This window comes from Microbacterium sp. (genome assembly GCF_029263575.1).
GTDB lineage: Bacteria > Actinomycetota > Actinomycetes > Actinomycetales > Microbacteriaceae > Microbacterium.
The window spans coordinates 18,706-29,930 of record NZ_JAJUFV010000019.1 but is presented as its reverse complement, the minus strand read 5'-3'; the positions used below and the strand labels follow the sequence as shown (position 1 = coordinate 29,930).

The following is an 11,225-nucleotide window of genomic DNA, read 5'->3' as shown; positions in this document are numbered from 1 at the left end:
CCGAGAAGCACCGGGTGCGCCGATACGGCTTCCACGGCACGAGTCACAAGTACGTCAGCGAGGCCGCGGCGGCGTTTCTCGAGCGCGATCTGGCCTCTCTGCGTCAGCTCGTCTTCCATCTCGGAAACGGTGCCTCGGTCACGGCCATCGAGGGCGGAAGGTCGGTCGAGACGTCGATGGGGCTCACCCCGCTGGAGGGGCTCGTCATGGGCACCCGCTCGGGCGACATCGACCCGGCGGCGCTGGTGCACATCTCTCGCGTGGCCGGGTACACGATCGATGAGATCGACGGCCTGCTGAACACGCGCAGTGGCCTGAAGGGGCTCGCCGGGCGCAGCGATATGCGCGACATTCTTGCGGGAGCGGACGCCGGGGAGGAAGCGGCGACGCTCGCCTTCGACGTGTACGTCCATCGCCTTCGCGCCTACGCCGGCGCGTACATCGCTCAGCTCGGTGGGGTGGATGTCATCTCGTTCACCGCCGGCGTCGGTGAGAACGCCGCTCGGGTGCGCGCCGAGGCGATGGCGACGCTGGGCTTCCTCGGAGTCGAGATCGATCCGGTGCGCAACGAGGCCCGGGTGCCCGGCATCCGAAGGATCTCGCGCGACTCGTCGGCGGTCGAGGTGCTGGTGGTGCCGACCGATGAAGAGCTCGAGATCGCCCGGCAGGCACTGGGCCTGGTCTGAACCCACGCGTCGGCTTACCCCGAGCTGCACCACGCCGTTACGCTGGTGAGACGGCTCGCCGTCGTGCCCCTCGTTTCTCGCCCTGGAGGACAACGTGCCCGAAATCCTGCCCGACCTTCGCGCCAGCGAGGGGATTCTGTTCGACCTCGACGGTGTGCTCACGCCGACCGCCGAAGTGCACATGCGTGCCTGGGCGGCTGTCTTCGACGACGTGTTCGCGCGCTGGGGTATCGAGCCGGCCTATACGGATGCCGACTACTACGCCTACGTCGACGGCAAACGTCGCTACGACGGTGTGGCGAGCCTGCTGCGCAGCCGCAACGTCGAGATCGCCTGGGGGTCTGCGGACGATCCGGCCGACGCCGAGACCGTCTGCGGCATCGGCAATCGCAAGAATGCGGCGTTCGCGGCCGCACTGCGCTCCGGGGGAGTAGCGCCGTATCCGGGGTCGCTTGCGCTGCTGCGCCGACTGAGCGCGGCACAGGTTCCGATGGGCGTCGTGTCGAGCTCGTCCAATGCGCAGGAGGTGCTCGAGACAGCCGGCATCCGCGACTTCTTCACGGTCGTGATCGATGGCCGAGTCGCCGCGCGGGATGCTCTCGCATCCAAGCCCGCACCCGATATGTTCCGCGCTGGCGCGGAACGGCTCGGCGTCGACCCGCGCGCGAGCGTCGCGGTCGAAGACGCACTCGCGGGCGTCGAGTCCGCGGCATCCGCCGGTTTCGCCAGCGTCATCGGCGCCGAGCACGGCGTCGGACCCGACGTGCTCCGAACCGCCGGTGCCACGTATATCGTGGATGACCTTGCCCGACTGCTTCTCGAAACCTCGGAGACCGAATGATCGATCGTGAACGCTTTCCCATCGACCCCTGGCGCCTGACCGAGACCCGTTACGTCGAAGACGGCATCGCCGAGACGCTGTTCGCGATGAGCAACGGTTACCTCGGCCTGCGTGGAAACCATGTCGAAGGCCGTGGCGCGCACGAGCACGGCACGTTCATCAACGGCCTCCACGAGACCTGGCGGATCAGGCACGCTGAACAGGCCTTCGGATTCGCCGAGGTCGGTCAGACCATCGTCAATGCACCGGATGCCAAGATCATGCGGTTGTACGTCGACGACGAGCCGCTCTCTTTCGATGAGGCTGACGTGCGCGAGTACCGTCGATCGCTCGACCTGCGCACCGGAGTGCTGGCGCGCGACGTGCTCTGGGAGACGCCCAGCGGTAAGCGCATCCGCATGCGCGATGAGCGCATCGTCAGCTTCGAAGAACGTCACCTCGCGATCCTGCGTCTGAATGTCACGGTCGAGAACTCGGATGCTCCGGTGACCATCAGCTGCCAGCTGCTCAATCGCCAGGACGGCGGAACCGTGTACACCGGTGACCCGATGGGCGCGAAGAAGGCCGGATTCGACCCGCGAAAGACCGAGAAGATCACCGAACGCGTGCTGGATCCCGCCGAGTACTGGCAGGACGGACTTCGCTCAGCGCTGTCGTATCGCGTCGCCGACTCCGGTATGACGGTCGCGGTCGTCGCCGACCATGTGATCGAGACCGATAACGAGTACAGCGCGCGGCAGTTCATCGAGCCCGATATCGCGAAGAACGTCGTTCGTGTGCAGGCGAAGGCGGGCATTCCGATTCGCATCACCAAGCTCGTCAGCTATCACACCTCGCGCGGCGTACCGCCACGCGAGCTCATCGACCGCTGTCGCCGCTCGCTCGATCGGGCAGCCATCGAGGGCGTGGACGAGCAGTTCCGCCGGCAGCGCGCCTGGCTCGACGCTTTCTGGGAGCGTTCAGACGTGCAGATCGAAGGACACGACGATCTGCAGCAGGCCACGCGGTGGTGTCTGTTCCAGCTCGCTCAGGCGGCGGCGCGTGCCGATGGCGCCGGTGTCCCTGCGAAGGGTCTGACCGGTTCGGGGTACAGCGGGCACTACTTCTGGGACACCGAGATCTACGTGCTTCCGTTCTTGACGTATACGACTCCGCAGTGGGCGCGCAACGCGCTGCGCGCGCGAGTGCTCATGCTCCCGGCGGCGCGCCGCCGGGCAGCGCAGCTCAACGAGGCCGGAGCGCTGTTTCCCTGGCGCACGATCAACGGCGAAGAGGCCTCTGCGTACTACGCGGCCGGCACGGCGCAATATCACATCAACGCCGATATCAACTTCGCTCTCGGCAAGTACGTGCGCGCCACCGGCGACGATGACTTCCTCCGTCGTGAGGGCGTCGACGTCGTCGTCGAGACGGCCAGGCTGTGGGCGACGCTCGGATTCTGGCGCACGTCGAACGGCACCCCGGCGAAAGACCTCACGCATCGCGGGGGAGACACCTTCCACATTCACGGTGTCACCGGACCGGACGAGTACACCACCGTCGTCAACGACAACCTGTTCACGAATGTGATGGCCCGGCACAACCTGCGGTATGCGGCCAAGATCGTGCAGGAGATCGCGCAGGACGACCCGGCGGCCTACGACGCCCTCGTCGAGCGCACCGGATTGGATGCCGGTGAACCGGAGGCGTGGGATCGCGCGGCAGAGGCCATCAACATCCCCTACAGCGAGAGTCTCGGCATCCATCCGCAGGACGCCATGTTCCTCGAGCGAGAAGTCTGGGATCTCGCGAACACACCCGATGACCAGCGACCGCTGCTGCTGCATTTTCACCCGCTCGTGATCTACCGTTTCCAGGTGCTCAAGCAGGCGGATGTCGTGCTCGCGCTGTTCCTGCAGGGCAACCACTTCACGGCCGAGGAGAAGCTCGCCGATTTCCAGTACTACGACCCGCTGACAACGGGCGACTCCACCCTGTCGGCTGTGGTGCAGGCGATTCTCGCGGCAGAGGTCGGTTATCAGGATCTGGCGCTGGAGTACTTCCGTCATGCGCTGTTCGTCGATCTCGGAGACCTGCACCAGAACTCGTCCGACGGGGTGCACGTGGCATCGGCCGGCGGCGTGTGGACGACGCTGGTGTGCGGCTTCGGTGGCATGCGCGATCACGCCGGCGAGCTCAGCTTCGATCCGCGACTTCCCGTCGAGTGGCCGTCGCTGTCGTACCCGCTGCAGTGGCACGGCACGGCGCTGCGGGTGACGCTCACGCGCGACGAGCTGCGTGTCGCTGTCGAACAGGGCGAGCCGGTGAGCTTCACGGTGCGCGGCGTGGAATACACGGTGGCAGAAGGCGCGGACGTCGTCGCGCCCTTGGCTGATCAGGGGCCGGTGATCGCCGGACGTCCGACGCTCAGGCAGTTCGAGGATGCTCGTCGCGACGACGGCACTCGGCTTTCGGCATCCGTGCCGGTGATGACCAACGCTCTGCCGGTGCTCGGCGTCTTCGAGGACTGACTGCCCTGCGGGGCATGCTCCACAATGGAGGGGTGACCGACATCGCCTGGGGGACCACCGTCATCGTCGTGGTTCCCGCTCTGATGCTGCTTGGCTTCGCCATCCTGGCGCGGCACCTGTCGCGGCGGATGCCGCGCTCGGCGGGGCCGCGATTCGCACCGTTGGCAGAGGGAACGGTTGCGCGTGATGCGCTGCTGCTGAACCGGGACGGCAGGGCGATGGCCGCGGTGCTGATCGATCTGGCCGTGCGTCGCCGGATCCGCCTGCTGCGGCCGGCGGAACACGACGCGAAGCGTGCTGCCATCTCGGTGGAGATGGTTGAGGGAGGGCAGATCGCGACAGGAGAACTGGCGGTCATCGAAGCGCTGTTCGGGCCCGAGAGCTCGTCCACGCGGGTGCGTCGGCTCAGCGCGGACTCCCGGCGACTCTCGCGTCGGGTGAGCGTGGTTCTGGAATCCGAGGAGCGTGCCGGCGTCTCGGCGGGAGTGTTCCATGCGCAGCGGCGCATGTGGCCGTCCGTTCTCTTGAGGCTCGTTGCCTGCCTCTGGGCTCTGGTGTCGCTGTTCTTCGTGATCGGAGCCATCGGGCAGGACACCGGTGCGGATGGGGCGGGCGTTGCCGCCGCCGTCGCGGGCTTTGGCATCGTCGTGGCAGTTCTCATCATCACTCCACGGCCGTGGCGACGCTTCACCGCACAGGCCGAGCCGCTGCGGGTGCATCTGGCGGGTATGCGCGAGTACATCGATCTCGCAGAGAAAGAACCGCTGCGCGCGGTGCAGTCGGTCCAGGGCGCTCTGCAGCGCGCCGATGTATCGGCCCAGGCGCGTACGGCCGATCTGCAACGTTTTCATCTGTATGAGCGACTGCTGCCGTACGCGGTGCTGTTCGGCATGGAGACGTCGTGGCTGAAGACGCTGGGGGAGCACGCCGGACACCTGCGGGAGAACATGGACGTCGGTGACACGCTCGAGGCCACCTTCGAGGTGCTGGCGGTGATCGAGGCTGTGGGCAGCGTGCTCGCATTGGTGCGCGCGGTCGGTGAGCTGACCGACGGTATCGGCTCGGCAGCTGAGGCTGTCGGGAACGTGTTCGACGCGCTCTCCTGACCGGTGCGGTCGACTCATCCGGACGAACGCGCACAGTGTCGGCGGTACGCCGTAGGCTGTTGTGGTGACCACAGCCCTGTACCGCCGCTACCGCCCTGAGAACTTCGGCGAGATGATCGGGCAGTCGCAGGTGACCGATCCATTGATGACGGCGCTTCGCGGCGACCGCGTCGGTCATGCCTACCTCTTCTCCGGGCCGCGGGGCTGCGGAAAGACAACATCAGCGCGCATCCTCGCGCGCTGCTTGAACTGCGCGGAAGGGCCCACTGACACCCCCTGCGGCACGTGTCCGAGCTGTGTCGAACTGTCTCGCGATGGTGGTGGCTCTCTCGACGTCGTCGAGATCGACGCGGCCAGCCACAACGGTGTCGATGACGCGCGTGATCTGCGCGAGCGCGCCACGTTCGCCCCGAGCCGTGACCGTTTCAAAATCTTCATCCTCGACGAGGCGCACATGGTCACGCCGCAGGGCTTCAACGCCCTGCTGAAGCTGGTGGAAGAGCCACCGCCGCACGTGAAGTTCATCTTCGCGACAACCGAGCCTGACAAGGTGCTCGGCACGATTCGTTCGCGCACCCATCACTATCCTTTCCGCCTCGTCCCCCCGGCCGCGATGCTCGAATACGTCGAGAAGCTGTGCGCCGAAGAGGGCGTGCAGGTGGCCCAGGGCGTGCTGCCGCTCGTCGTGCGCGCCGGTGGCGGGTCGCCGCGTGACACCCTGTCGCTGCTCGATCAGCTCATCGCCGGCTCCGACGAGGCCCAGGTGACATACGAGCGCGCCGTGTCGCTGCTGGGGTACACACACGGTGCGCTGCTCGATGAGATCGTCGATGCGCTCGCCGCCAGTGACGCGGCCGCGGCTTTCCCCGCGATCGACCGCGTGGTGCAGACCGGACAGGACCCGCGCCGTTTCGTCGATGACCTGCTGGAGCGGCTACGCGACCTCATCGTGATCGCGGCGGTCGGCGATGGTGCCTCGTCGGTGCTGCGCGGGCTGGCCGAAGACGAGTTGACGCGCATGCGCGCGCAGGCGGCGACCTTCGGAACCGCGCGACTGTCGCGAACGGCCGATGTCGTCAGCGCCGCGCTCGATGACATGGCTGGGGCGACGTCGCCCCGTCTGCACCTCGAACTGATGATCGCGCGGGTACTGAACGCCGGTGCCGTGGCAGACGGTGGGCAGTCGGCGCCTGCTGCTGCGGCGGCGCCTGCCGCGGCGCGGACTCCTGCCCCGGCTGTGCCTGCGACTCCGGCGGCGCGGCCTGCGCCTGCGCCGACCCCTGCACCTGACGAACCGGCCACGGAGCCCGCGGCGACACCGAGCGCGGAACCGGCTGCGCCTGCGGAACCGGCTGCGCCTGCGGAACCGGCTGCGCCTGCGGAACCGGCTGCGCCTGCGGAACCGGCTCCCGCTGCTGACCCCGCCCCGAGCGGCCCCGTCACATTCGAGAGGATTCAGGCCGCCTGGCCGGCTGTCCTCACACGCATGGAGAAACTGAGCCGCACAGCGTGGCTGGTGGTGACGACCGTGCAGCCGCTGGAATTCGCAAGCGACTCCGGCGTTCTCACGCTCGGCTTCGCGACACCTGCCGACGTCACCAGGTTCAAGGGGTCGACGCCCGGGCCTGGTCCATCCGATCATCTGCGCACCGCGATCGAACAAGAAATCGGGGTGCGTGTGAAGTACCGCCCCGCGCCACTGCCGCAGGCGGCGCCCGACGGTACAGCGACCTCGGCGGAGAAGCCCGCCGACGAGAACGCGGCGCCGCAGAGCTCGGCGCCCCAGAACGCGGCGCCGAGCGCCCCGGCCGCATCGGCATCCGTGTCGGAGTGGGCTGTCGCAGCGATTCCGGCTTCTGACACTGCCGCGCAGCCGCAGCCACAGTTCCCTGTCGATGACGAGCCCACTGAGGTCGAATCCGCGTCTTCCGCGCCTCAGCCTCCGCAGGATGGTGCGATTGACGACCAGGAGGCGCCGCTGCCCGGCGACGACGAAGCGCCTGATCCTGACGAACCGCCGTATGAGCCACCTGCTGCGGCTCCGGCATCCGCACCACTGGCGGCATCCGCACCACCGGCAGCCAACGCATCCGGCAGCGTCGCTCCGGTGAGCGAGAGCACGGAGCGCCCGGCGCCCTCGGTGACGACGCGCTCGCCCGATGGAGTGCAGCGCTACGGCGAAGCCGTGGTGCGGCAAGTGCTCGGTGCAACATTCGTGCGTGAAGAGCCCTACGAGCCGCCGACGAGGTTCGCCTGATGTACGACGGCATCGTTCAAGAGCTCATAGACGAATTCGGTCGCCTTCCAGGCATCGGCCCGAAGTCAGCGCAGCGCATCACCTTCCACATTCTGCAGACGCCGAGCTTCGACGTCGCCCGCCTCTCCGAACTGCTCACCGAAGTGCGCGCACGGGTGCGCTTCTGCGAGATCTGCGGCAACGTCTCCGAGCAGGATCGGTGCGCGATCTGCCGCGATCCGCGCCGCAACCCCGCCCTCATCTGCGTCGTCGAAGACGCCAAGGACGTCTCCGCCATCGAGCGCACGCGCGAGTTCCGCGGGCTCTATCACGTGCTCGGCGGTGCGATCAGCCCGATCGCCGGTGTCGGGCCTGACGACCTGCGCATCGCGCAGTTGATGTCGCGCCTCGCCGACGGAACCGTGCAAGAGGTCATCCTCGCCACCAACCCCAACCTGGAGGGCGAGGCGACAGCGAGCTACCTCAGTCGCCTCCTGACCACCATGCAGATCACCGTGTCGCGGCTGGCATCGGGGCTTCCTGTCGGCGGAGACCTCGAGTACGCCGACGAGGTCACCCTCGGTCGCGCATTCGAAGGACGACGAAAACTGTGACCGCATCCACGGCCACACCTGAACCCGTGTCCGTGTCCGTGACGAGATGAGCACACACGGGGGCTTCACGCGCAGAGGCTGGCTGCTCTTCGCCATCATGTCGGTCGTCTGGGGAATCACCTACCTCTTCATCAAAGAAGCCGTCCAGTCGTTCACCCCGCCCGCCGTCGTCGCGGGACGCACCCTGCTCGCGGCACTGATCCTGTTGCCCTTCGCGGTGCGCAGCGGCGCGCTGAAGGCCGCGTGGAAGCACTGGCCGTGGGTTCTCGCCTTTGCTCTGATCGAGATGGGCGGGCCGTTTCTGCTGCTGAGTCACGCCGAGACACAGCTGCCCTCGGGGCTTACCGGCTTGCTGGTGGCGACGGTGCCGCTGTTCGCGGTGATCATCGCGCTGCTGCGCGGCGACCGGTCGGCGCTTGCGCCCCTGCGACTGGGCGGGCTGCTGCTCGGGTTTGCCGGGGTCGGCGTGGTCGTCGTCGGCCCCGGCCTGTTCCCACCAGGCGGGGCGAGCGCGGTCGCCATCGGCGAGGTCTTGCTCACGGCCGTGCTGTACGCGATTGCGCCGTTCATCCTGGCGTATCGGCTGAACCAGGTGCCCTCGGTCGGCACCATCACGCTCGCGCTGTTCGCCATCGGACTCGGTTATCTTCCGGCCGCGTTGCTCACGCAGAACGACATGCCCACGATCACATCGGCGGTGTCGCTCGTTCTGCTCGGCGTCGTATGTACGGCGTTAGCGCTGATGGCCTTCTTTGCGCTCATCCGTGAGGTCGGACCGGTTCGCGCGCCCCTGTTCACCTACGTCAACCCGGTGGTGGCGCTCGCGCTCGGATCGCTCGTGCTCGCCGAGCCGATCACACCGGGTCTGCTGGTCGGTTTGCCGCTGATCCTCATCGGCTGCTGGATTGCGGCGACAGGCGGGCGTCTGCGTACCCGCCGAGCCGTGCCCGCGGCATCCGCGCTCACGAACCCTGAGGAACGCTCAGCTCGCTCACCAGCTCCGCGTGAGGGCTCGTCCGGCGAATCCCCGAGCGCAGGCCGAGCAGCAGCAGAATGAAGCCGGCGCCGAGGAGCATGTGGCCCGCTCCGGCGATGCCGGCGATCATCTTCGACGATTCAAGACCCTGCACCTGCAGTATCCCGTGCCAGACCAGCATGGCTGTCGTCAGCACGACGCCGGTGTTGTAGATCCCGGTAGAAGAGCCCGGCGGCGAGGCCGACGACGGTGTAAACCGTCACGGCGTGAAGGAGCAGAAGCTGTGCGGCACGCTGTGCCGAAGAGGTGGTGTGCGTCATGATCTCATCGTCCTCGGATGCTTCGCATCGAGGATCCATCGAACGATCGATCTTCCGCTCGCGCATCGCGCCGCGGAAAGCGCGAGAATCGAGTTATGTCTGCATCCGTCGCCGACCCGGCTCGCAGCAGAATGCTGACGTCGGCACGATTCGCCCTGCATCTGATCACGGTGCTGCTGGCGGTGGTGACGTCGGTGCGCGCCGCCGCGGTCGATGTGCCACTGCTTGCGGCGCTGCTGGCACCGGCGCTGTTTCTCGCCTGGTACGGGGCAGGAGCCGCGTTCGCGAGGGGGCGTTCTGCGCGCTGGTGGCTGTATGCTCTGGGCCTCCTGTGGTGCGGGATGCTCGTCGTCTCGGCCGAGTTCGTGTGGCTGTCGTTCCCGGTGCTGTTGTTGGCCGGTCACCTGCTGCGCGCCTGGCCGTCGGTGGCGTTCGCGGTTCCGGTGCTGGTCGCGGCGATCGTCGCGCCGATTCTGCATCAGGCACCGATCACCTTCGCCCATATCGCCGGTCCGTTGCTCGGCGGTGGCTTCGCGCTGGCGATCTCGCTCGGCTATGACGCGCTCCTGCGCGATGCGATCGAACGCGACCGGCTCATCGCCTCGCTCGTTCGAACGCAAGACGAGATGGCAGCGCTCCAGGAAGAGCTCGCGCAGACTCAGCGCGAGGCGGGAGCCGCCCAGGAACGCACCCGTCTCGCCCGCGACCTGCACGACACGATCGCCCAGGAGCTGAGCTCGATGGTGCTGTTCGCCCGCAGCGGCGATGCCGGGCGGATGCCGCAGATCGAGTCTCTCGCGCAGCACTCACTCGCGGACCTTCGCCGCATCGTCGCCGCCCTCGCCCCCGCAGAATTGGAGGGCTCCGCGCTCACGGCGGCGCTCGGGCGGATGCTCGACACGCTGCGATCTGACACCGGCATCGCGGTCGAGCTGCAGGTCGATCCGGCACTGCCCTCGCTCTCCACGCCGGTGGAGGTCGTGTTCCTGCGCGTCGCGCAGTCTGCGTTGGCGAACGTGCGCCAGCACGCGCAGGCGAACACGGCCGTCGTCTCGCTCGAGCATGACGGCGCTGCGGTGCGGCTGAGCGTGCACGACGACGGTGTCGGATTCTCATCGGGTGAGTTCGGCGCTGCCGTGTCATCCACGTCGTATGGCCTCACCGCCATGCGCTCACGGCTTCGCGATTTCGGCGGAGAACTGCACGTGCGCACGTCGCCGGGGCAGGGAGCGACCCTGACCGCATCGGTGCCGACGTCGGATGCCGTCGCATCCGCTTGGAGGAGTGACACATGAGCATCCGGGTACTGCTGGTCGATGACCACCCGGTCGTGCGGGCGGGGCTTCGCGCGATCATCGAAGCGCGCGGATTCACCGTGGTGGGGGAGGCCTCGACCGGCGAGGATGCGCTCGTGGTGGCATCCGAACGCCGACCCGACGTCGTCCTGTGTGACCTGCGTCTGGGAGAGGGCATGGATGGCGTCGCGACGACCCTCGCTCTTCGTCGGATGCCGCACGCCCCCGCCGTGCTCATTCTGACCACCTTCGATCACGACGCCCAGATCATCCGCGCTGTCGAGGCCGGGGCGGCCGGGTACCTGCTGAAAGACGTCGACAACGACACGATCGCCCGAGCCATCGTCGATGCGGCCGCCGGGGCGATGGTGCTGACGCCGGGCGGTGACGAGCGGCTGCTGGCCGCGCTGCGCGCTCCGCGCGTGGTGCTTACCGATCGTGAGCGGGAGGTGCTCGTCCTCGTGGACGACGGTGCGTCCAACCGCGAGATCGCCGCGCAGCTGTTCGTCTCGGAGTCGACGGTCAAGACCCACATCGTGCATCTGCTCGACAAGCTCGGCGTCACCAGTCGCACGGCGGCGGCGAGCGAGGCCCGAAGGATCGGCCTGCTCTGAGCTGCGGCGCTGGGCGCTTGGTCACAT

Annotated in this window: 10 protein-coding genes and 1 pseudogene; 9 read left to right on the top strand and 2 right to left on the bottom strand. The window is 67.7% G+C overall.

What is annotated here, in order from left to right:
- The 7 genes and pseudogenes from Q1J95_RS03635 to Q1J95_RS03605 form a co-directional block, all read left to right on the top strand.
- Window positions 1–686, top strand: a pseudogene (locus Q1J95_RS03635) (acetate kinase); the annotation flags it as partial.
- A gap of 94 nt (window positions 687–780) precedes the next feature.
- Window positions 781–1,527 (top strand): HAD family phosphatase, encoded by a 747-nt coding sequence (locus Q1J95_RS03630; protein WP_300265907.1) that lies wholly within the window; start codon window positions 781–783, stop codon window positions 1,525–1,527.
- Window positions 1,524–4,037, top strand: coding sequence for a glycosyl hydrolase family 65 protein (locus Q1J95_RS03625; RefSeq protein ID WP_300265906.1), 2,514 nt, complete (start codon window positions 1,524–1,526; stop codon window positions 4,035–4,037). Before Q1J95_RS03630 ends, Q1J95_RS03625 begins: the two co-directional genes overlap by 4 nt.
- A gap of 32 nt (window positions 4,038–4,069) precedes the next feature.
- On the top strand, window positions 4,070–5,143 hold the full coding sequence (locus tag Q1J95_RS03620; RefSeq protein WP_300265905.1) for a DUF2207 domain-containing protein: 1,074 nt from the start codon (window positions 4,070–4,072) through the stop codon (window positions 5,141–5,143).
- Between the two features lie 64 nt (window positions 5,144–5,207).
- Window positions 5,208–7,400 carry a DNA polymerase III subunit gamma and tau gene (locus Q1J95_RS03615; RefSeq protein ID WP_300265904.1) on the top strand — a complete coding sequence of 731 codons (2,193 nt, stop codon included), beginning with the start codon at window positions 5,208–5,210 and terminating at the stop codon, window positions 7,398–7,400.
- Window positions 7,400–7,993, top strand: a complete 594-nt coding sequence (gene recR, locus Q1J95_RS03610) for a recombination mediator RecR (protein WP_300265903.1) — start codon at window positions 7,400–7,402, stop codon at window positions 7,991–7,993. The genes Q1J95_RS03615 and recR overlap by 1 nt, the downstream gene beginning before the upstream one ends.
- A 46-nt stretch (window positions 7,994–8,039) precedes the next feature.
- Complete coding sequence (locus Q1J95_RS03605) at window positions 8,040–9,050, top strand: DMT family transporter (RefSeq protein ID WP_300265902.1); 1,011 nt, start codon at window positions 8,040–8,042, stop codon at window positions 9,048–9,050.
- Here the strand turns inward: Q1J95_RS03605 and Q1J95_RS03600 are convergent.
- Both Q1J95_RS03600 and Q1J95_RS03595 read right to left on the bottom strand, forming a co-directional pair.
- Window positions 8,956–9,150: a DUF2871 family protein gene (locus Q1J95_RS03600; RefSeq protein WP_300265908.1), complete on the bottom strand. Its 195-nt coding sequence runs from the start codon at window positions 9,148–9,150 to the stop codon at window positions 8,956–8,958. The genes Q1J95_RS03605 and Q1J95_RS03600 overlap by 95 nt on opposite strands.
- On the bottom strand, window positions 9,110–9,289 hold the full coding sequence (locus tag Q1J95_RS03595; RefSeq protein WP_300265909.1) for a hypothetical protein: 180 nt from the start codon (window positions 9,287–9,289) through the stop codon (window positions 9,110–9,112). Before Q1J95_RS03595 ends, Q1J95_RS03600 begins: the two co-directional genes overlap by 41 nt.
- A 95-nt stretch (window positions 9,290–9,384) precedes the next feature.
- On the opposite strand from Q1J95_RS03595, the gene Q1J95_RS03590 reads away from it, so the two are divergent.
- Complete coding sequence (locus Q1J95_RS03590) at window positions 9,385–10,584, top strand: sensor histidine kinase (RefSeq protein ID WP_300265901.1); 1,200 nt, start codon at window positions 9,385–9,387, stop codon at window positions 10,582–10,584.
- Window positions 10,581–11,198: a response regulator transcription factor gene (locus tag Q1J95_RS03585; RefSeq protein WP_300265900.1), complete on the top strand. Its 618-nt coding sequence runs from the start codon at window positions 10,581–10,583 to the stop codon at window positions 11,196–11,198. The genes Q1J95_RS03590 and Q1J95_RS03585 overlap by 4 nt, the downstream gene beginning before the upstream one ends.
- Window positions 11,199–11,225: the final 27 nt, after the last annotated feature.

What these genes read in the sequence shown, in the direction of transcription:
- Q1J95_RS03625 (WP_300265906.1), top strand. Translation starts at nt 1,524, where the DNA reads ATGATCGATCGTGAACGCTTTCCCATCGACCCCTGGCGCCTGACCGAG.
- recR (WP_300265903.1), top strand. Translation starts at nt 7,400, where the DNA reads ATGTACGACGGCATCGTTCAAGAGCTCATAGACGAATTCGGTCGCCTT.
- Q1J95_RS03605 (WP_300265902.1), top strand. Translation starts at nt 8,040, where the DNA reads ATGAGCACACACGGGGGCTTCACGCGCAGAGGCTGGCTGCTCTTCGCC.
- Q1J95_RS03600 (WP_300265908.1), bottom strand. Translation starts at nt 9,150, where the DNA reads ATGCTGGTCTGGCACGGGATACTGCAGGTGCAGGGTCTTGAATCGTCG.
- Q1J95_RS03595 (WP_300265909.1), bottom strand. Translation starts at nt 9,289, where the DNA reads ATGACGCACACCACCTCTTCGGCACAGCGTGCCGCACAGCTTCTGCTC.
- Q1J95_RS03590 (WP_300265901.1), top strand. Translation starts at nt 9,385, where the DNA reads ATGTCTGCATCCGTCGCCGACCCGGCTCGCAGCAGAATGCTGACGTCG.
- Q1J95_RS03585 (WP_300265900.1), top strand. Translation starts at nt 10,581, where the DNA reads ATGAGCATCCGGGTACTGCTGGTCGATGACCACCCGGTCGTGCGGGCG.